This window comes from Desulfonatronum sp. SC1 (assembly GCF_003046795.1).
Lineage (GTDB): Bacteria > Desulfobacterota > Desulfovibrionia > Desulfovibrionales > Desulfonatronaceae > Desulfonatronum.
Map to the genome: position 1 here is coordinate 20,576 of NZ_PZKN01000003.1, position 21,590 is coordinate 42,165.

Consider the following 21,590-nt stretch of genomic DNA (forward strand, 5'->3'; position numbering starts at 1 on the left):
CAAATCAGGAGGCTATAATGGGAGAATGGTCGATATCCGCTCCAGACCCCTCGACCCGGTTGCTGATGCTTTCCGGGCGCTGGGGGGTGGAGGGCGCGGAGGAACTGCATCGGGGCTTTACGCAAGCCCTTGCGCAGGCGGTGGAAGTCGGGGCCGCGCTCCATGTCGATCTGGGGGATATTGAGGACGGGGATGTGACCTTTTTCCAGCTCCTCGTTTCAGTGGCAAAAAGCTTGGGCCCGGATGGGCCGCGATTCATGAACATACCGGAGAGCATCATGGCCAAGGCGGAGCAGATGGGTTTCGCTCCTCGGCATGCCGACGGGATTTTTAGGAAAGGAGTCGAGGATGTCCAAGCGAATCTTGACCGTGGATGATTCCACCAGTGTTCGGCAGATGGTCAGCTTCACCCTGAAGGACGCCGGCTACGAGGTCGTCGAGGCCGTGGATGGAAAAGATGCACTAACCAAACTGTCCGGAACCGTGGACATGATCATCACGGACCTGAACATGCCGAACATGGACGGCATCGAGTTGATCCGCCAAGTCCGTGCCCTGCCCAACTACAAGTTCGTCCCCATCGTGATGCTGACCACGGAGTCCCAGGCGGAAAAAAAGCAGGCCGGCAAGGAAGTCGGGGCTACCGGATGGATCGTCAAGCCGTTCAAGCCGGATCAATTGCTGGCCGTGGTGAAAAAGGTCGTCAGATAACCATTCGTCGAGAAACTGTCGCGGGGGGAAGGTTGGAATCCGGGTGTGGAGACGGAAGGGAGATGACGCCATGAGTCGCGAAGAGCAGATGGAGCAGACCAGGAAAGCCTATTTGGAAGAGGCTCGTGAGCTGCTGGGAGATCTGGAGGACGCCCTGTTGGAGCTGGAATCCAGCCCCGAGGACCACGAGCTGATCAACCGGGTGTTCCGGTCCATGCACACCATCAAGGGGTCCGGGGCGATGTTCGGTTTTGACGACATCGCCCTGTTCACCCACGAACTGGAAACCGTGTTCGACCTGGTTCGCAACGACGAGTTGCGGGTCTCCCCAGAGCTGCTGGATTTGACTCTCAAGTCTCGGGATTTGATTCTGGAGATGCTGCACCAGGACGGATGCCACGCGTCCACTTGTCAGAGCGAGTCCGAGCGGATCGTCACGCGGTTGCGAGGGTTTCTGGAACAAGCCGGAAAAGGACCTTCCGGGTCGATCGCCGACGAGTCGGACGCCGAGAGAACAGAGGCAACCGGTTCGGTCGGTGAGGTTTCCACGGTGTACCGGGTTCGCTTCAAGCCGGATGCCCGCATTTTACTGACCGGGACCAACCCCCTGGCCTTGCTGGAGGAATTGGTCGAATTGGGCAATTGCAGGGTCGTGGCCCGGACCGAAAACATTCCCAAGCTGGATGAGATGGACCCGGTGTCCTGCTATACGTGGTGGGACATGATCCTGGTGACGTCGCGGGGCAAGGAAGCCATTCACGACGTGTTCATTTTCGTGGAGGACGACTGCGAACTGACCATCCAGGAGGTGGAGACGGTCGACCCGAACGAGGTGGCCCACGTAGGCAAGCGGCTGGGGGAGATTTTGGTGGAGCGAGGAGATGTCAAGCTCCAGGACCTGCAAGAGATTCTCAAGCAGCAGCGGCCCTTGGGCGAATTATTGACCCAGGCCGGATTGGTCAGCTCCCAGGGCCTGGAAGCCGCCCTGACCGAGCAAGAGGTGGTGCGGGAGGCTAGGGCGCCTCGGGTGGAGCACAAGGAGGCCGTGCCCAGTATCCGGGTGGAGGCCGCCAAGCTGGACAAGCTAGGGGACCTGGTGGGCGAACTGGTGATCGTCCAGGCCCGGTTGACCCAACTCGTGACCCAGCGCCATGACCCGGCCCTGGTCAGTTTGGCCGAGGAACTGGAGCGACTCAGCGATGAATTGCGGGACAACACCCTGGGTATCCGGATGTTGCCCATCGGCAGCACCTTCAACAAATTTTCGCGGCTGGTCCGGGATCTCTCCAAGGAATTGGGCAAGGAGATCGAGCTGGTCGCCCAGGGCGGTGAAACCGAACTGGACAAAAACGTGATCGAAAAGCTCAACGATCCCATGGTCCACCTTTTGCGCAATTCCATCGACCACGGGGTGGAGTCGCCAGAAGCCCGGCAGGCCAAGGGCAAGCCGCGCAAAGGCAGGATCACCCTCTCCGCCGAGCATGCCAGCGGCGAGGTCCTGATCCGGATCATGGACGACGGCGCGGGCATCGAACCGGCCAGGATACGGGCCAAGGCTCTGGAGAAAAGACTCATCTCCGCGGATTCCGCCCTTTCGGACGACGAGGTGCTGCAACTGGTCTTTCTGCCGGGGTTTTCCACCGCCGAACAGGTCAGCAACGTGTCCGGGCGGGGCGTGGGCATGGATGTGGTCAAGCGCGGCATCGACGCTTTGCGCGGGGTGATCAAGCTGGAGAGCGTCCCGAACAAGGGCACCAGCGTCCTGATCAAGCTGCCGCTGACCCTGGCGATCATCGACGGCTTGCAAGTGGAGGTGGCCCGGGAGCAATACGTCATCCCCTTGTCCGCGGTGGAGGAATGCGTCGAACTGGACCGCTTCACGTCGAATTTCGGCGAGAACGGGGAAATGATTAATCTGCGCGGAGAAGCCGTTCCGTTCATCCGCCTTCGGAATTGGTTCGACCAGCAGGGAGCGCTCCCGAGTATCGAGCAAGTGGTGATCGTCAACGTCCAGGAGCAGCGCGTCGGGCTGGTGGTGGACACGGTCATCGGCCAGCATCAGACTGTGATCAAAAGCCTGGGTTGGGTTTACCGCGAACTGGAAGGCATCTCCGGGGCGACCATCAACGGCGACGGCACCATGGCCCTGATCCTGGACGTCCAGGCCCTGGTCGGTGCCGCTGTGCGGAATGTCGTGCAAGGGGAGGGGTGAGAAGAAGGATTTCAGGAGTGCAACTACTCAGCTCTCAAAAAGACCGAGGAAGACAAGCGCCATTGTGCTTTGAACGACGACACTGCCGCCGGATGCGCTTCGCTTATCCGGTCCACATAGCGGGCTCGTTTCTGATGTAGGCCGGATAAGGCGAAAGCCGCATCCGGCACGTCAACTTTTCAATCGCTGAACCGTGAATCGCTGAACCCCCGAAGGGGCAAAGTCCATGAACAACGAAGATATTTCCACCAAACTGGCCAGGCTGGAACGGTTATACGAGCAGGCTCGGCGGGAAGCCGATGAGAACGCCAAGGCCCGGGACGTGTTGCTGGGCCGGATCAGTCATGAGTTGCGAACGCCGCTGAACGCGATCATGGGCATGTCCGAGTTGCTGTCCGAGACCGGTCTCGACTCCACCCAGGCCAACTACTTGTCCATGATCGGAACGTCCACGTCCCAGTTGCTCCGACTGGTCAACGAGATCCTGGATTTTTCCCGGTTGCGCTCCGAAGCGGAGGACGAAGAATCGGAGGATTACACCATTGCCGGGGATATCCTGCCTCGGCTGCATTCCCATGAGCAGCAAGCCCTGGAAAAAGATCTGCACTTTTTCGTGTATGTTTCGCCGGATGTCTCCGGAGTCTTGCACGGCGTTTCGGGCTGGATCGCCCAGGTGACGCAGTTGCTGGTGGATAATGCGGTCAAGTTCACGGACTCCGGCGAGGTGCTGGTGCAGTTCGGTCGGGGACAGGACAAGAATGGGGCGCCGACGTTGTGCATCAAGGTCACGGACACCGGTATCGGAATACCCAAGGAAAGCCAGGAGGCGATCTTCGACAAGCTGGTCACCGGGCCTCACTCCAGGCGTTTCGGCGGTTTGGGCATGGGGCTGGCCGTGACCCGGGAGCTTGTGGAGAAAATGGGCGGCGAGATCGTCGTGGACAGTGATTTGTACCTGGGCAGCACGTTTTCCGTTTCTCTGCCACTGCCGAGGCCAGCGATCATGCCGTCGATTTCTGACGCGCCTCGCGGTCCGTTTTCGATCCTCCTGGCCGAGGACGAGCCGGTCAACAAGTTCATGACGGAACAATTGCTGTCCAAGCATGGGCACCGGGTGCTTGCCGTGGACGACGGTGAACAAGCTCTGGAAGCCTTGTCCGAAGCGAAGTTCGATTTGATTCTAATGGATATCTCCATGCCCGTCATGGATGGTCTGGAGGCGACCAGGATCATCCGTTCCGGAGAGAGAACCGGCATCGACAAGGATATCCCCATCATCGCCCTGACCGCCATGGTCCTGCCGGTGGATCGCAAACGTTGCCTGGCCGCCGGCATGAACGCCTTCGTGACCAAGCCGGTGGAAACCTCGAAGCTGGAAGAGGTGATGCATGAGGTTTTGGCCGCATGATGGTCCAGTAGGGGGCACGGCGCGCCGTGCTCCTACTGGGAGTAATGCCGTTTGTCGACTGATTCCAACCCCTCCCTGATATGTCAATCAATCCTGAATCATCCCCCGCTTTTTCCTTGCGGTTGCCCGCGAGGTTCTCATCGTGCGATTCAGAATGCGTCCGGTGATGGACGGCGGTGCGCCGCCCCGGAGTGTTTGTCCGTGAAGACGACGTCCTGGCGCAATCTTTTCGAGGCTCGCTCTCTACTCGTCCTGGGCCTTGTGCTGACGGTCGGGCTGGCATGCAGCTGGTGGTCCGTGCGCACAGCCGACCGAGTGATGCGCGAGGACTTGCTGCGTCAGGCCTTGTTGGTGACCCAGGCGGTGAATCCGGAGTGGGTGCGAAATCTTGCCGGAGACCGGGCCGACATGGAAACGGTTCAGTATGCACGGCTCAAGGAACATCTGCGGCTGACCAAGCTGATCGACGACCGTTGGGAATGGACCTATCTGATGGGTCGTCGAGACGACGGGACGATCTTCTTTTATGTGGATTCCGAGCCGGACACGGATTGGGACGCATCGCCGCCCGGACAGGTTTACGAGGAGGTCACGGACCCGCTCCTGGAGGTCTTCAATTCCGGACGGGCCTTGGTGGAAGGCCCTGAGACGGATCGATGGGGTACCTGGGTCAGCGCTCTGGTCCCTCTGATCGACCCGGTTGACGGCACTTTGCTGGCCGTGACGGGAATCGACGTGGAGGCCGGGGACTGGCGTCGTTCGGCGTTGCGGGCCGGATTTTTCCCGGCCTTAATGACTCTGGTTCTGGCCGCCGTGCTGATGACCGGACATGTGTTACTTGCCGTTCGTCGGGAGCGGGAGGCCGAGGCGGCCAGGAAACTCGGGCTTCCCCTGGAAGCCGTGCTGACCTTGCTTCTCGGGCTGATCCTGACGGCAAGTATGGTCTGGACCCTGCACCGAGCCGAATACCGGTACCACTTCAAGACCTTCGCCTTGCTGGCCAACGTTAAATCGGCCCAGATTCTCGAGAGCTTCCGCTCTCTCGCCCAAAGTGAAATCCCCAGCTTGGCCTCCTTGCTTGAACTCAATCCAGCGCTCACGAGCGATGCGTTTTCCCGGTACACGACTTACTTGCTGGGGAATCCGGCCGTACGGGCCTGGATGTGGTTGCCTGTCGTGCCGGCGACGGAGCACGTGGGCCTGGAGCAGTGTTCTTCCCTTGTCCGGATTTGTTCCTGGATGTGTCCCCATGGGGAGACGGAAGCGGAAGGGCGTGGGGGCGAGCTTGGAAACGGGCCGAACGGAGTATCGCCATGGTTCAGTGACCATCGTGCCCCCGTGGCGCTTGTAGCGCCTCTTGCTCAAAACCGGGATCTACCGGGCCGGGATGCGACGGGTTGCTCCTTTCTGCGAGCGGCTTTGGACATGACCCGGCTGACGGGCATGGTTTCCGGAAGCGATGCCTTCATCTTGCCCGAGGGGCCAACCGAAGGCTGGACTATTTTTGTCGCCCTTTCGATCCCTTCGTCTTCCTCTGATGATTCTTCCTCCGTTGCCCTCGGTTCCGGTGCGTTTCCGGACGGGTTTGCCGCCGCCCTGGTCAACGTGGATTCACTGGTTCGAGGCTCGCTGGACGCCGATTCCTTCACCAACGGCGAGCCTCTGACCCTCATCGATTTTTATCAACTGCATCCGGAGCAGGGCAAAATACCGATGGGGACCGCGTCGGAGCAGAGCGGTTCGCGAAGATACACCTCCTTTGTCCTGGCCAGGCCGGTAATGGCCTTTGGCAAGACCTACGCCGTGGAGATTCGCCCGACCCGGGCCTTTGAGAGAGCCAATCCTGCCATGGCCGGTTGGATGGCGGCCCTGTCCGGCTTGATGGTGACCGGGGCCGTTGGATTGGTGGTCGGGGTGATGGTTCAGCGTCGCGAGCAGCTTCGGCGTCTGGTCGCCGAGCGGACCCAGGCGCTTCGGGACAGCCGGAACCAGTTTCAATCCTTGGTGGACAATATTTCAGGGGCCGTCTACCGGCGGGAGGCTGGTTCCGGGCATGCTTTGCTGTTCATCAGCGATCCGGTGGAGACGATCGTCGGTCATCCGGCCAAGGCCTTTTTGGGGCCCGAACCGTCATTGACTCACTGGGACGTCGTTCACCCCGACGACCTGGAGTATGTCCAGCGATCTGTATTCCAGGCTTTTTCCGAAGGCATTCCGTGGGAAGTGGAGTACCGGGTGCTGCATCGAGATGGAAGCGTACGCTGGGTTTACGAAAAGGGGAAACTGGTCAGGGGGGCAGATGGACGGGCCGTTTACCTGGATGGTTTCCTCCTGGATGTCACGGATCGTCGCGAAGCCGAAGAAAGACTGTTGGAATCGGCTCAGGAGATGTTCAGCAAAAATCTTGAGCTGGATGCCGCCCTGTCCCGAGCCGAGGAAGCGACCCTGGCGAAAAGTCAGTTTCTGGCCAACATGAGTCATGAAATCCGGACCCCGCTGAACGGGATCATGGGCATGGCCGAGTTGGCACAAGATCCCGGTGGCGGGGTGCATCCGACACTGGCCTTGCGGACAATTGTCACGGAAGCCGAAGCGTTGATGCGCATCATCAACGACATTTTGGACTTTTCCAAGCTCGAAGCCGGACAAGTGGTATTGGAAGCCGCGGCCTTTGATCTCAGTGACGTTTTCAACCAGTTGCGGGAGACTCTGAGCGTACTGGCCCGGCGCAAGGGGTTGCGATACGTTTCCAGCGTTTCTCCGGACATTCCCCGGTTCCTTGTGGGAGATGCCGCACGATTGCGTCAGGTTTTGCTGAACCTTGGCGGCAACGCGATCAAATTCACCCATGTCGGCGAGGTGTCGGTTTCAGCGCAGCAGATCGAACCGCGTAATGGTTCGGCGCGGATTCGCTTCGAGGTTCGGGATACGGGAATCGGGATTCCCGAACAGAAACATTCCCTGGTTTTCGAGAGTTTCACCCAGGCCGACAGCTCCACGACCCGTGAATATGGGGGGACGGGCCTGGGATTGGCCATCACCAAGCGCTTTGTGGAGCTGATGGGTGGAGACGTTGTCCTGGAAAGCCCCAAGGGGCAAGGATGTATCTTCAGCTTCGCCCTGGATCTGCCAACGGTCCTGGAGTTGGACATGCTTTTGCCCTCGATCCGGGAAGAACAGGAGACGGCGTCCAATGTCGAGTCCGGGTGGGTGCCGGGAGCCTTTCCGTGTCGGGTTCTCCTGGTGGAAGACTATCCCACGAACCGGCAAGTGGCCTTATACCATCTGTGCAGCGCCGGCTGCACCGTGGATGTGGCCACGAACGGTCTGGATGCGATCCGGGCGTTCCAGTCGAAGCGCTACGATCTGATCCTGATGGACGTCCAGATGCCGATCATGGACGGTTTCGAGGCGACGAGGGAGATCAGGAAATTGGAAAGCGGGGTTCACGGTTCACGGTTCAACGGTTCAACGGTTGGAGAAGGTGGCGATCAGCAGATTGCTCCTCAGGTTTCAGGTCTCAGCCTTCAGCCATTTCGTCGAACGCCCATCATCGCCATGACCGCCCATGCGGTGGCGGGGTATCGGGAGAAATGTCTGGCGGCGGATATGGATGATTATTTGGCCAAGCCCATGCGGCGTGTGGAATTGTTGGCCATGGTGGGCAAGTGGATCGGCAGGACGGCACCACTGGAGAACCGCGCGGAGGTTGCTTCAGTTCCGGTTCAGCCGAAGACGGCCGGTCCCGGTGAGGCGCCCATGGACTACCAGCGGGCTGTGGAGGAATTCGAGGGGGATCAGGATTTGCTGGACGAGGTGCTGCATGGCTTTCTGGGGAATCTGGAGCGGCAGATTCCGCGGATGGAAGAGGCCCTGGCCGCTGGAGACGCCCGGGGTGTTGCCGAAGAGGCCCACGCCGTCAAGGGCGGGGCGGCCAATCTGCTGGCGGAGAATTTGGCCCAGGCGGCCAATGATTTGGAATGGATCGGACGAGCGGGAGACGTTGCGGGTCTCGAGGAGCCTCTGGAACGGCTTCGAGGTGCATATCGCGCATTGTCGGCGTTTGTTCAAGGGAGGACATCATGAAGTGCCTGGTGGTGGACGATGAGTTGGTCAGTCGGCGAAAACTGAAGAGAATCATGGAATCATTCGGCCCCTGCGATGAAGTGGAAAACGGGGATCAGGCCGTTTTGGCCGTGATCAAAGCCATGAACCTGGGCGAGCCCTACGAAGTGATCATGATGGACCTGATGATGCCGGTGATGGACGGTCACGAAGCCCTGCGACGCATCCGGGCCATGGAAAAGGAACGTCGGGTTGCCCCGGGCCGAGAAGCACGGGTGGTCGTGATTTCCAGCCTGGAGGATCAGAAAAATGTCTGTCAGGCCTTTTTCAAGGGCTTGGCCAGCGCCTATGTGACCAAGCCGGTGAATCGGGAGTCCGTCCTCGCGGCGTTGCGGACTCTGAATCTGGGGTAGGTTTGCTGATAATTTGCAACCGGTCATCGGCTCACGGGGTATGTCGAAAGGAGAACGAGATGAAAAGTCTGGTGGTGGACGACGAGTTGGTCAGTCGGAGCAAGTTGAAAAAAATCATGGAAGCCTTCGGTCCGTGCGATGCCGTGGAAAACGGGGAAGAAGCGGTGGCGGCCTTTATCAACGCCCTTGATCGGGGGGAGCCCTACACGGTGATCTTGATGGATCTGATGATGCCGGTGATGGACGGTCATGAGGCGCTGCGGCGTATCCGGGACATCGAGCAGGAACGGCGGATCGTGCCGGGCGAAGAGACGCGGGTAATCGTGGTTTCCTGCCTGGAGGATCAGAAAAACGTCTGTCAGGCCTTTTTCAAAGGCTTGGCCAGCGTTTACGTGACCAAGCCGGTGAACCGGGAAGTCGTGGACACGGCGTTACGTTCGTTGACTCTGGAGTAGCAGTCCGTTGAAAAACTCCCAATTGCTGCGTTGCCGCAAAAAATTCAAACTCTCACGTATGAATAAATACGCTTCGAACTTGATTTTTTTTGCGCCTTGCACTTAGGGGTTTTTGAGCGAACTGCCGGATATGTTTTTTTTCAACATTCAGGTAGTCCGCATCCATGCCCCAGCCTTTGTTGTTTCCGCCGTCCATTTGTCCGGCGACGTCTCTGCCGGTCCGCACTCCCCCGGAATGGTCCGGGATCGCACTCTCCAACCAATACAGGGCGACCTTCAGTGTGATCGGCGAGGCCATCCTTCATGTGGCCTTGGAGGGGAAGGTCGATCCGGTAGGAACGGCCGCGGCGCTTCGGGAGCGTCGTCGGGTGTTGCTCGAGTCCGGGCTGATGGACCGGCCATTCGTGGAAATTCGGAACCACGGCGAGATTATCGGTATTCCATCCAAGGAAAGCCGGATGCTGTTGACCAATGCCCTGGTTGAGGACATCCGAGCCGGTCGGTTGGTCGGGTTTTGGGTTTATAACGCACCCGTGCTGATCCGGGCGATGATCAACGTCGGTGCCCGACTGCACGACATCACCATCCCCACCGGCGCGGTTCGGGACTACCAGACCGCGATGCGCTCGGCGCTGCGGGTTTTGCCCGTAGCCGCGTTCCTACCGGCCGGCTCGACATCAGAGCTCGTGAGGGCGGCTTGGACCTTGGAATTGGATGGCTATGGGGTTCGGATCGAACTGGTGGAGCCGGACATCCTGTACACCGTGGCCCAAGGTGCGCTGCGGGAGGAACATGTTGACCCGATTTTCGATCTCTATGCCCAGATTTTGGAAGAAAGCGGGCTGGTTGAACTGGGGTATTGCTATCGGGTGGTCAACGGCGAGCGGATCGCCGGGTTTTCCTGGAAGGCCCGCAAAAGGTTCATCCAGAGGGTTCTCGCTATGCAGGAAATGGTCTCCTGTCGGGCGTACCTGGCCTTTGGCGTGAATACCATAACCAGGGGCGTCATGGCCCTGAACAGGCCGTATGTTCCGTTTCCGGTGCTTTCAGTCCGGGACTACGACGAGGCGATGCAAACCATCGGTTCGCTCCGTGACGACAAACGAAACAAGGCCGGAGGGACCGATACGGTCTATACGGCGGCCCAGGTCCAGTCCTTTGCCGATGAACTGTTGGAGTACATCGGGAACATCAACTGGGATCAGCCCGCCCTGGAATGGAGGGAGTTGGCCTGGGATCATCCCTTCAAGCATGTGTTCGACGCCGTGACCGTGGTCAAGGGCGACGTCGTTGATCTACTGGATGAGCGCCGCCAAGCCGAGCAGGTGCTCAAGGAGAGCGAGGAGAAGTACAGGAATATTCTGGACAATATCGAAGACGGCTACTTCGAATTGGATTTAGCGGGGCGGTTTACGTTTTACAACGATTCCCTGTGTTGGATACTCGGGGCTTCCCGGGCTGAATTGCATGGCGTGAACATCCGTGATCGTCTGCGGCCAGAGTCCGTGAGCATTTTGGACAGCGCCTTGGATACGGTCCAACAAACCCAGGCGGGATTTGGCTACCTGGAACTCAGGATGTGCGTCGAAGACGAAGATCTGGTGGTGGAAACATCCATTTCCCTGCTACGGAATCGAGATGGGGCGTTGATGGGCTACTCGGGCCTGCTGCGGGACGTTACGGAGCGCAAGCAGTCCGAGCAGGCCCGGCACGAAGCCCGGCTGGCCGAGGCTTCCAGCCGGACCAAGAGCGAATTTTTGGCCAATATGAGCCATGAAATCCGCACGCCGCTCAACGCCATCATCGGGATGACCGAGTTGTCCTTGGAGGAGGCCCTGGACGACGCGCTACGAGAAGCCCTGCACGTCATCTCCCGCGAGGCCAATGCTCTTCTGGAAATCATCAATGAAATCCTGGATTTTTCCAAAATCGAGGCCGGGAAGCTGGACTTCGAACGGATCGACTTCGACTTGCGGTACGTTCTGGATCATGTGGTGGAAAGCTTCGTGATTCAAGCCGAGGCCAAGGGGCTCGAACTGATTGTTTTTCAGGCCCCGGACGTGCCTGTTCGACTTGTGGGCGATCCGGGTCGGTTGCGCCAGGTGCTGCTGAATCTGGTGGGCAATGCCCTGAAATTCACCCATGCGGGCGAGGTGGTTCTTTCCGTGGAGGTGGCCAGTGACCATGGAGAAGCGATTGTCCTCCGATTTTCGGTCAGGGATACGGGAATCGGAATCCCCCCTGATAAACAAGCTCTTGTCTTCGAGAGTTTTACCCAGGTGGACGATTCCACTACCCGGCTTTACGGAGGCACCGGCCTGGGCTTGTCCATTTGCAAGCGGTTCGTGGAGTTGATGGGCGGAGAAGTCGGCCTGGAAAGCCAGGTCGGGCAAGGCAGCTCGTTCTGGTTCACCCTCCCTCTCCACCGGCAGGTTTCCCCGGACCCGACGCCCGCGCCCAGGGTTTGCCTGCCGGGCAGCCGTATCCTGGTGGTGGACGACAATACGGCCAATCGAGGTATTCTGCTGGAGTATTTGCGTTCTTGGGAGTGCGAGGCCGTGTGGGCCGATTCCGCCGTCGCGGCCCTTCGCGTCCTGGAACGATGCCAAGCGGAGGATCGACCGGTGGACATGCTGCTCTCGGATGTCGGGATGTCCGGGGTGAACGGATTCGAGCTGGCCGCCGAGATTCGCCGACTGGAACGGGAGGGCGACGCCCGGAAAGGAAACGCCGAGGTTTTGCCGTTGCCGATAATTCTACTATCATCATCGGGGTATCGCGGGGACGGGGCATTGTGCATGAAAATCGGCATCCAGGGCTACCTGCCCAAACCCGTTCGAAGGGAGGAACTGGGCAAGGCCATGGAGACCGTCCTGGGCTTCGCATCGTTCGGAGCGACGCGGCACCGTTTGGTGACCCGACACAGTCTGGCCGAGGAACGTGATCGCCCGTGCGGTCTGGACGAGTCGGGCGCGGTGCGGTCTGATGCCCGGATTCTGCTGGCCGAAGACTACCCCACCAACCGCCAGGTGGCCCAGCGCCATCTCCAATCCGCCGGATACCGGGTGGACATTGCGGAGAACGGTCGGCAAGCCCTGGAACTGTGCGCCAAGACCGCATATGATCTGATCCTGATGGACATCCAGATGCCGGAAATGGACGGCTGGGAAGCCACGCGGCGCATTCGCGCAGCGGAGTGCAGAGGAGAGGAGTCCGACGTCGGACGTCGGACGTCGGACGTCGCAGATCGGATTTCCGGCCCTCAGGTCTCAAGTCTCAGCCCTCAGCCCACCCACCGGCGTACACCGATCATCGCCATGACCGCCCATGCGCTCAAAGGCTATCGGGAACAGTGTCTGGCTCAGGGCATGGACGACTATCTCACCAAGCCCGTGCGGAGGGTCGAATTGCTGGCCATGGTTCGGAAGTGGCTGCGACCGGAGAAGGGCGAGGTCGGCGAGGGGCAAGTCAGGGCCGGGGATGGGAACGCAAGCGATCATCTCGCGGGAGCGGACGGGCCGACGTATCGGGATGATGGCCCCCCCATGGACTTTGCCGTGGCCTTGGAGGAGTTTGAGGGAGACCGGGACCTGCTCGAAGAGGTGATCACGGGTTTTTTGGAACAGGCTCGGCACCAGCTTGATCTGCTGGACCGGGCCGCTGTCCGGGGGGACACCGGAACCTTGACCCGTGAGGCCCATGCGATCAAGGGGGGCGCGGCGAATTTGACCGCGAAGTCTCTGTCCGAGGTGGCCGCGCGCCTGGAACGCGGAGCCAGGGCCGATGACCTGGAAGAGGCCGCGCCGCTGGTGGCGCGGCTCCGGCATGAGTTGGAGCGATTGAACGGATATGTGAAAGAGAGGCAATAATGGGACGTTTCACGATCAATGGTCGGATTTGGCGAACGCTGGCCCTGGCGGCGTGCAGGCTTGTCGGACTAGGGCTGGTCGGGCTGGCGCTGGGCGGATGCACCGATTCCCCGGAGCGGGAAGCGGCGGTTCAATCCGGGAAAGATCCGGCCCGGCTGGTGCTCTACAATTGGGAGGATTATCTGGGCCGGGACACGCTGGATCTGTTTCAGCGGGCCACGGGCATCCAGGTGGAGCTGCGCACCTATGAAGACGACGAAGAAATGGTCGGTGCTTTGCTGTCCGGTTCGCTTGAAGCGGATTTGATCATCATGAGTGAAAGCGTGGCCGGTGAGCTGGTCAGAGGGCGGGTTCTGGCCCCATTGAACAGGGATATCCTGCCTAATCTGCGGCATGTTGACCCTGAAACCCTCACCAAGCTGCAAGTCGGAGGGGAAGGCTACAAGGCCCCGTATCTGATGGGCTATACCGGAGTGGTGGTGAATACTCGTCATTTTGATATGCCTCCGGACTCCTGGCGTGTACTCTGGGACCAGAGGCTCAAAGGGCGGGTGGCGATGCTCGACAATCCCTTCGAGGTCATCGGCGCGGCAAGTATGATGCTTGGCCATCCGCTCAATCCCGAACCGGAGCATCTGGAGGTCGTCCGGGATGTGCTTCTGGTGCAGCGCCCTCTGTTGTTGGGCTATCTCCATGACACTGAAATCCTAAACAGAATGGCCTCCGGAGAGCTTTGGGCCGCGCAGAGTTACAGTAACGACGCGTTGATGGCCATGGAGGAAAACCCTGACCTGGCCTTCGGTTTTCCTCAGGAAGGCTGTACGGCCTGGGTGGATGTGTTCGTGGTGCCCGTGTTGACCCGCAACCCGGAGGCGGCCCACGCCTTCATCAATTTTGTGCACGGCCCGGAAATCATGGCCGAGATCGCCAGTGAACTTTGGTCCGCCACTCCCAATCTGGCGGCCCGGGAATTCATGGACCCGGAGGTTCTGGAGTCCCCGGTGGTCCATCCGCCTCAAAGCGTTCGGGAGCGTTGCTCGTATTTCGGAGATTTTGGCTCACCGGAATCGGTGAATGCGCGGATGAAGCTCTGGGCCGAACTACTGGCTGGGATGTGAGGACAAGATGGCCCTGCGCACCAAGGTTCTGCTTCTTTTTTTGCTGGTCGGCCTGACACCCCTGGGAATTCTGGGCGGTTTTTCCTTGCTCCGGGTGGACGACGCGGTCCGTTCGTCCACCCAAATGCAAATGGCGTCCCTGGCCACGGAAGTCGGGCGGGAAATCCAGCGGGCCGTGAACGAGGCCTGCAACGCCATTTATCTGCTGGCGGAGCATCCCGTGCTCGTCTCGGAGCGGGCGACCATGGCCGAACTGACGGCGGAACTGGGCAAGGCGGATCGATTTTATCCCATGATCCTGGATTTGACGTTGCTGGACCTGAACGGCGATGTGCGGGCCTCGGTTCACCACTCGTATCGGGGCGCCTGGGCCGCCACGTCGTGGTTTCAGGGAGCCCTGGAAGGGGACCGTTTGGTTTCCAACGTCCATGCCCAGCTTCATCCCTATCAGGTGGTGATGACCGTGGCGGTGCCGGTCAGGGAGATCGAGGACGGTCCGGTCCGAGGCGTTTTGGTCGGCCAGATCGCCATGGAGCGGATCGGGGAGATCGTGAGCCAGGTGGCCTTTGGTCTGGAAGGGCGGACCCGGCTGGTGGACCATCGCGGATTGGTGGTGGCTTCCAGCTTCTCGGACGAAGAAGTGCTGCGGCTGTTGCCGCTGATGGACTTGATCGGTCCACTGGGTGAAAATGACAGTTGGGTGGGGCATATCGTCACGGACCAGGAAAAGGTGGCCGTGGTCTCGCCCGTGGATGTCGTTTCCCAAGGGGTGGTTCAGACCGGCTGGAGCATCGTGCTGACCCAGCCGACGGCCCAGGCCTATCCCGCCTTGTCCCGGCTGCGCCTGGGGCTGGGCGTCAGCGTCTTGCTCTCCCTGCTCATGGTGGCGGTGCTGGCCGCGTTGCTCAGCGGACATCTCAATCGCCGGATATCGACCCTGGTCCAGGCCACCCGGAGGCTGGGTCAGGGAGTGTTCGACGTTCCGTTGCCCGATCTGGGCCGCGATGAAATCGGGGAGCTGGGCCGGGCCCTGAATCGAACCGCGGACGATCTGGCCGCTTCGGAGCGGGAAATTAAGCATTATCAGGCTCACTTGCAGGAACTGGTGGACAGCCGGACCGCCGATCTTCAGGCGGCCAACGAGTTTTTGCGACGGGAAGTGGAGGAACGGCGTCGAGTGGAGACGGAGCGGGAGAGGCTGGGAGAGCAGTTGCGCCAATCCCAGAAAATGGAGGCCGTGGGCACCCTGGCCGGCGGTATTGCCCACGACTTCAACAACATGCTCCAAGCCATTTCCAGCCATGTCCAACTGTTGCGCATGACCTGCGGCGACGACTGTCCGGGTCGGCGTCGCGAATCCGTCCGAACGGGACTGAATCGCATCGTCCAGACCGTAAACAGGGCCACGGAACTGGTGCAACGGTTGCTGACCTTCAGTCGTCGGGGAGAGTCGCGGCGGATACGGCATAATCTGAACGACGAGGTCCGGGACGTGGTGGCGTTGCTCGAGCGCACCCTGCCGCACACGATTCGGATCGAGGTCGATACCGACCCACAATTGGCCGACGTGTCCGCGGATCCGGTACAGATGGAGCAAGTCCTGGTCAACCTGGCCAACAACGCCCGGGACGCCATGCCCGAGGGAGGAAAACTGCTTCTGGAAACCCGGAACGTGGATTTGAGTCCGGAACAGGCCGCCGCGTACCTGGGATTGTCGCCGGGACCGCATGTCCGGTTGGCCGTGTCCGACTCCGGGGCTGGAATGGATGAAACGACGCTGCGACACATTTTCGAACCCTTTTTCACCACCAAGGACGTGGGCAAGGGGACCGGCCTGGGACTGTCCATGGTTTATGGGATCGTGTGGGATCACGAGGGCATGATTACCTGCGTCAGCCAAGCGGGTAAGGGGACGACCTTCATCATGCTGCTGCCCGCCTTGGGACCTGTTCGGGGTGACGTATCAGATAATTCGGAGATTTCTTCGGGAAGTGCCGGAGCGGATCCGTACGCCGTGTCCGACGCGTTCCGAACGCCCTCCGCGGGTGCGAAGATACTGATGGTGGACGACGAAGAGATGATCCGGGAAGTGACCGCGGAGTTACTGGCCGCCCACGGCTACGAGGTCTTCCAGGCCGCGGACGGCCAGGAGGCTCTGGAGGTGCATGCACGGGAAGGGATCGACCTGGTGATCACGGACGTGGGCATGCCGGGCATGGGCGGCGAGGCCCTGCTGCTGGCCTTGCGGGAGCGGGATCCGGAGGCCAGGGTCATCGTATCCAGCGGCTATGCCGGGATTCGGGAAAATGAGGAACTGCGAAAAGCCTCGGGAATGCTTACCAAGCCGTACAAGCTGGAGGATCTGTTGGAGCTGGTGCGAACTCTTTTGCAAGAAAAGCATGAAGAGGGGGCCTAACTGTCTACGAGTGTACAGGGGTGAATGCCGAATGAACGTGAAGAAGCAACTGATCCGGCGACGGGCATGGCAGGCCGGGATTGGTGTGATCGTGATGAAATACAGCCGGATTGTTGAAGAAATGCAGGATCAGGAGCCCGGCGCGGACGAGGGAAGCGAGTCGCCAGGGCGGTGATGATGGTAAGAGGTAGCTATTCGGGAACACCAGCCGATGGCCAGAACCGCGTCCTGATCTGGGACGCGGCTTCCAAGTTTTGGCTGGCGTTTCACGACACGTGCGAGGTGGTCCGGGCTGAAAACGTGGAACAGGTCGGGCCATGCCTGGAGCGGATCGAAGGTTTGGCGAAACAGGGTCTGTACGCCGCCGGGTTCGTGTCCTACGAGGCCGCTCCGGCCTTTGATCCGGCGTTGAGGGTCCGCCTGAGATCCGAGGACGGCCCTCCGTCGCTCTGGTTTGGGATATTTGAGCGTGTCGAACGGATCGCTGCCCGCGATCTTCTGAAGGGAGCGGACCCTGAGTTTGCGCGGCTAAACTGGTCGCCGTCCATTTCCGAATCCCGCTACCGGGAGGCCCTCGGGCGCATTCGGGAGCATCTGCGGGTGGGAGACTGCTACCAGGTCAACTTCACCTTCCGGCTGCGAACCGCCTTTCCTGGCGATCCCTGGGACTTTTTCCTGTCCGTTTGCCGGGACCGGCCTCCGACCCACGCGGCCTACGTCGGCTCGCCGGACTGGGCGGTATGCAGCTTCTCGCCGGAGCGGTTTTTTGTCTTGGACGGCGAGGAGATCGTTTCCGAGCCGATGAAGGGCACCCGGCCTCGGGGGCGGACTTTGGAGCAGGATCAGGCTCTGGCCGAGGAACTTCGTCAATCCGCCAAGGACCGGGCCGAGAACGTGATGATCACGGACATGGTCCGCAACGATCTGGGCCGGATCGCTGAAACCGGCAGCGTTGTGGTGGACGACCTGTGCCGGGTGGAGAAGCACGCCACGGTCTGGCAGATGGTCTCCACGGTCCGAGCGCGGACAAGACGTTCGTTGACGGAGATCTTCGCGGCACTTTTCCCTCCGGCCTCCATCACCGGTGCGCCCAAAGCCGCCAGCATGGGGATCATCGCGGATTTGGAATCCGCTCCGCGCGGCCTGTATACCGGCTGCGTCGGATACGTGGGGCCGCGGGCGACCCGTTCAACCTCCGGCGCCAAACCGGAACTCCGGGCCGCGTTCAACGTGGCCATCCGCACCGTGCTGGTGGACCAGCGTCGAAACCGGGCCGAATACGGGGTCGGCGGGGGGATCGTCTGGGATTCGGAAGCCCGGGGCGAGTACGCGGAATGCCGGACCAAGGCCGAGGTGTTGCATCGGCGGATGCCGGAATTCCGGCTCCTGGAAACCATGCTCTGGACCCCTCGGCAAGGGTACGTGCTGTTGGAACGGCACCTGACCCGGCTGGGCGCTTCGGCCGAGTATTTTGATTTTCACCTGGACGTGCAGCTGGTCCGTGATCGACTGGACGGGCTGTCCGCGGGATTTGGCCAAAAATCACAAATGGTCCGCCTGCTTCTGGACAAGGACGGGGCCGTTGCCCTGGAACACCTGCCCCCGCCATCGCCGTCCTCCGTCCCCCTTCGCGTGACCCTGGCCACGTCGGCGGTGGATTCCTCGGACATCTTCCTTTACCACAAGACCACCCATCGCCATATCTACGCCCAGGCCCTGGCCGTGAATCCCGGCTTCGGCGACGTCCTGCTGCAAAACGAGCGCGGCGAACTCACCGAATCCACCCGGGCCAACCTGGCCGTCAGCCAGGACGGCGTTCTCTGGACCCCGCCGATCCGGTGCGGTTTGCTGAGCGGGACGATGCGGGCCGAAATGGTGGAGCGGGGCGAGTTGAAGGAACGAATACTCCGACCGGAGGACCTGCACGGGGCCGAGCGGGTCATGCTGCTCAATTCAGTGCGGGGGACGTATGATGTGGTGGTTTCGGGCGGTATTTGAACCAACACCGAGATATTCAGGGTAGATGGGTTGATGAGGGTTCGTTTTTTCAGAAGCAAGGCGGTTATTCATTCAGCCAGTCTTCGATCCGTAACCCATGCACCCTGTCGAACTCTCGTCGATTGTTCGTTATCAACGCCAGTCCACGAGCCATGGCTTGTCCGGCAATGAGTACGTCGTATGGTCCGATGGGCGATCCTTGCGCCGAAAGCGCGGCACGGATTTCACCCGCACGGCGGGCGTCTTCCGAGTCGAATGAAAGGATATTGAAGCGCAGGGAGGAGATTCTTTCCCGATTCTCGACCACGCGTCGGCTCTTGAACGCTCCGTAATACAACTCGTGGATGACAATGGCAGGAACGCCAAAATCCGGCGGGCGATGACGTCGCATACGTTCCAAAAAGACCGGTTCGCCTTTGAACAGAGTGATAATCGCGTTGGTATCCAGAAGGTATTTCATGTGAAATACTCCAACTCATCCCGGCGTTGCTCTTCGGATTGTTCCCGTAGAGCACCCTCGAAATCCGCGTCCACCGGGCCGACGACCTGCGTCAACCATGACCAATCGTCGGCAATGGGCTCCAGGATGACCGCGTTGCCGCTTCGGCGAATCCGCACTTCCCCGCCTTCAAAGCGAAATTGTTTGGGCAAGCGAATTGCCTGTGATCGACCGGACCAGAAAATTTTTGCCGTTTCCATGGGAGACCTCCAAGTTGATATATGGCAAAAAGATATATCCTGGCCTTCGGTAATGCAAGCAGGTGACGGGTGAGCCGGGGTTTTGCCGGAGGGACATGAGGAACATGAGCAAGGAACCGAGAAAACTGACGATTGAGAACGTCTTGTCGAGGTAGACATGGATCAGCGGTCGGATGATGTTTGCGGCGAGGTATGCGTCCATGATGACGCGGTGCGGCGGGTGGCGGGGCGGATGGTTCCGGATGAGACTCTTCAGCGGATGGCCGAGCTGTTCAAAGCCATGGGCGAGCCCGCCCGTGTGCGCATCCTGGAGGCCTTGAGCATTTCCGAATTGTGCGTCTGCGACTTGGCCGAGCTGCTGTCCATGAGTTCATCGGCGGTGTCTCACCAACTGCGCGTGCTGCGCACGGCCCGCATCGTCAAATATCGCAAGGACGGCAAGAACGTGATCTACAGCCTGGACGACGCGCACATCGTGGGATTGCTCAAGCAGGCCGAGGAGCATGTGGCGGAGTAGCGGGTTGCATTGATGGTCCAGTCTGCTGAAGCAGGGCCCAGGGCAATTTTGATCTCTGTGGAACATCAAAATTCCCAGTATAGTAGACGATTGAGTGTTCAGGGCGTGTCCCCAGGGTGGGCCGGCATCAGTCGAAATCGAAATCGCTATCGAAATCGGAAAGTTATCAGAAATCGATTTTGATCACGATTTCGATTTCGATACCGATCCGGATAGCGCCAGAGGATCGGGATCAAATCCGCCCTGAAGCAGGACAACTTTTTCCTTGAACATCTGAACATATTGTCATATGTTCACTTCGAAAGCTTTTCAGCGGCCCGGACGTTTTTGGGGACGCTTATGGAGGTGAACATGGATTGGGTGTTGCAAGTGGCCCTGGCCGGGTGGGACGTGCTCGTGGCCTCGGCGCCGTACATGCTTTTGGGGTTTTTCTTCGCGGGAGTGCTCAAGGCCTTTTTGCCGGACGACCTGGTGGCCAGACATCTGGGCACATCGTCATTTTCGGGATTGATCAAAGCCGCGGCTGTGGGCGTGCCCATCCCGCTGTGCAGTTGCGGGGTGCTGCCCACCGCAGCGGGCCTGCGTCGCCAGGGAGCGGCCAAGGGGCCTACCGCGGCCTTTCTGATCTCCACGCCCGAGACGGGCGTGGATTCGATAGCAGTGACCTGGGCCCTGCTGGACCCTTTCATGACCATTGTCCGCCCGCTGTCCGCATTTTTCACGGCCCTGGTCACCGGGACCATGGTTCAGGCCCTGGATCGGAGCAACGAACCGCCGGCACTGCCTCCTTCCAAGCCTCAGTTTTCTCCTTCCCCCAGTCCGTCCCCGTTCCCGTCCTCGTCTCCGTGCTTGACCGGGGCAGGATGCGGTTGCGCTACAGTGCAGTCTCAAGGGCAGTCTCAAGACCACAAGCCTGACCAGCCTCCGGCTAAAACCTCGGCTCTGCTCCGCCTGCGTGCGGGCATGGCCTTTGCCTTCGGCGATCTGTTCCGGGACATCGCTCCATGGTTTCTGCTGGGCGTGCTCATAGCCGGCGGAATCTCCGTTTGGCTCACACCGGAGATGGTCTCTAGGTGGCTGGGAAATCCCGTGCTGGCCATGGTGGTCATGCTGGTGATTTCCGTGCCGCTGTACGTCTGCGCCACGGCTTCCACGCCCATTGCCGCGGCCTTGGTGCTCAAGGGCCTGAACCCGGGAGCGGCCCTGGTCTTTCTGCTGGCTGGCCCGGCGGTCAACGCCGTGGCTCTGACCGTAATCACCAAAATTCTGGGCCGACGGGCCACGGTGATCTACGTTTCCGGGATCGTGATCTGCACCCTGGGCCTGGGCCTAATGGTGGACTGGATCTACGGACAAACGGACTTTATGGTCGGCGCGTTGGGGAACTGGCGCATCGGCGCGGACGAAGAAGAGGCAAGGCTTGTGGGTGTGGCTTCCGCCGTAGTGCTCTTGGGGGTGTTCGCTTGGAGCTGGACGGCGGCATTCACTTCACACAACCAGGTTGAGCACGTCGACCTTGACCAGATCGGCCAGTTCCAGCAGGGCCTCGAACCTCGATTGGCCGATGAAGTTGTCCGGAGCCAGGTACAAAGCCCTCGGTCTTGAGATGGACGCAAGAACTCCAAATTGTAGCAATCATTCAGCATTTTAACAAATCAGCATTCAGCGATCCCGAAGGGATCTCGTCGTATAGTCGGTGTTTTTAACTA

At 60.2% G+C, this 21,590-nt stretch carries 16 protein-coding genes; 14 read left to right on the forward strand and 2 right to left on the reverse strand.

The window, feature by feature from the left end; genetic code table 11:
* Positions 1-17: 17 nt before the first annotated feature.
* The 12 genes from C6366_RS02360 (at position 18) to pabB (ending at position 18,665) form a co-directional block, all read left to right on the forward strand.
* On the forward strand, positions 18-377 hold the full coding sequence (locus C6366_RS02360) for an STAS domain-containing protein (RefSeq protein ID WP_107735749.1): 360 nt from the start codon (positions 18-20) through the stop codon (positions 375-377).
* Positions 349-711: a response regulator gene (locus C6366_RS02365; protein ID WP_107735750.1), complete on the forward strand. Its 363-nt coding sequence runs from the start codon at positions 349-351 to the stop codon at positions 709-711. Before C6366_RS02360 ends, C6366_RS02365 begins: the two co-directional genes overlap by 29 nt.
* A gap of 70 nt (positions 712-781) precedes the next feature.
* Positions 782-2,923 (forward strand): chemotaxis protein CheA, encoded by a 2,142-nt coding sequence (locus tag C6366_RS02370; RefSeq protein ID WP_107735751.1) that lies wholly within the window; start codon positions 782-784, stop codon positions 2,921-2,923.
* 226 nt (positions 2,924-3,149) lie between these two features.
* On the forward strand, positions 3,150-4,331 hold the full coding sequence (locus tag C6366_RS02375; protein ID WP_107735752.1) for a response regulator: 1,182 nt from the start codon (positions 3,150-3,152) through the stop codon (positions 4,329-4,331).
* A gap of 201 nt (positions 4,332-4,532) precedes the next feature.
* Positions 4,533-8,417, forward strand: a complete 3,885-nt coding sequence (locus C6366_RS02380; protein ID WP_107735753.1) for an ATP-binding protein — start codon at positions 4,533-4,535, stop codon at positions 8,415-8,417.
* Entirely contained in the window at positions 8,414-8,809 is a 396-nt protein-coding gene (locus C6366_RS02385) for a PleD family two-component system response regulator (RefSeq protein ID WP_158269605.1), read from the forward strand. Before C6366_RS02380 ends, C6366_RS02385 begins: the two co-directional genes overlap by 4 nt.
* A gap of 59 nt (positions 8,810-8,868) precedes the next feature.
* Complete coding sequence (locus C6366_RS02390) at positions 8,869-9,264, forward strand: response regulator (protein WP_107735755.1); 396 nt, start codon at positions 8,869-8,871, stop codon at positions 9,262-9,264.
* Positions 9,265-9,428: 164 nt separating this feature from the next.
* On the forward strand, positions 9,429-13,133 hold the full coding sequence (locus tag C6366_RS02395; protein WP_107735756.1) for a response regulator: 3,705 nt from the start codon (positions 9,429-9,431) through the stop codon (positions 13,131-13,133).
* Entirely contained in the window at positions 13,133-14,251 is a 1,119-nt protein-coding gene (locus C6366_RS02400) for a PotD/PotF family extracellular solute-binding protein (RefSeq protein ID WP_107735757.1), read from the forward strand. The genes C6366_RS02395 and C6366_RS02400 overlap by 1 nt, the downstream gene beginning before the upstream one ends.
* A 7-nt stretch (positions 14,252-14,258) precedes the next feature.
* A complete protein-coding gene (locus C6366_RS02405; RefSeq protein ID WP_107735758.1) occupies positions 14,259-16,667 on the forward strand; it encodes a response regulator in 2,409 nt (802 codons plus the stop codon).
* A gap of 31 nt (positions 16,668-16,698) precedes the next feature.
* Positions 16,699-16,842, forward strand: coding sequence for a hypothetical protein (locus tag C6366_RS19470; RefSeq protein ID WP_158269606.1), 144 nt, complete (start codon positions 16,699-16,701; stop codon positions 16,840-16,842).
* Between the two features lie 2 nt (positions 16,843-16,844).
* Entirely contained in the window at positions 16,845-18,665 is a 1,821-nt protein-coding gene (gene pabB, locus C6366_RS02410; protein WP_158269607.1) for an aminodeoxychorismate synthase component I, read from the forward strand.
* Positions 18,666-18,729: 64 nt separating this feature from the next.
* On the opposite strand, the gene C6366_RS02415 is transcribed toward pabB, so the two are convergent.
* Together C6366_RS02415 and C6366_RS02420 are read right to left on the reverse strand one after the other, a co-directional pair.
* Positions 18,730-19,125, reverse strand: a complete 396-nt coding sequence (locus tag C6366_RS02415) for a type II toxin-antitoxin system VapC family toxin (RefSeq protein ID WP_107735760.1) — start codon at positions 19,123-19,125, stop codon at positions 18,730-18,732.
* On the reverse strand, positions 19,122-19,364 hold the full coding sequence (locus tag C6366_RS02420) for an antitoxin (RefSeq protein WP_107735761.1): 243 nt from the start codon (positions 19,362-19,364) through the stop codon (positions 19,122-19,124). Before C6366_RS02420 ends, C6366_RS02415 begins: the two co-directional genes overlap by 4 nt.
* Positions 19,365-19,521: 157 nt before the next feature.
* On the opposite strand from C6366_RS02420, the gene C6366_RS02425 reads away from it, so the two are divergent.
* Both C6366_RS02425 and C6366_RS02430 read left to right on the forward strand, forming a co-directional pair.
* A complete protein-coding gene (locus C6366_RS02425; protein WP_107735762.1) occupies positions 19,522-19,881 on the forward strand; it encodes a helix-turn-helix transcriptional regulator in 360 nt (119 codons plus the stop codon).
* Between the two features lie 351 nt (positions 19,882-20,232).
* Positions 20,233-21,486, forward strand: coding sequence for an SO_0444 family Cu/Zn efflux transporter (locus C6366_RS02430; protein WP_199221398.1), 1,254 nt, complete (start codon positions 20,233-20,235; stop codon positions 21,484-21,486).
* The last annotated feature ends 104 nt before the right edge of the window (positions 21,487-21,590 follow it).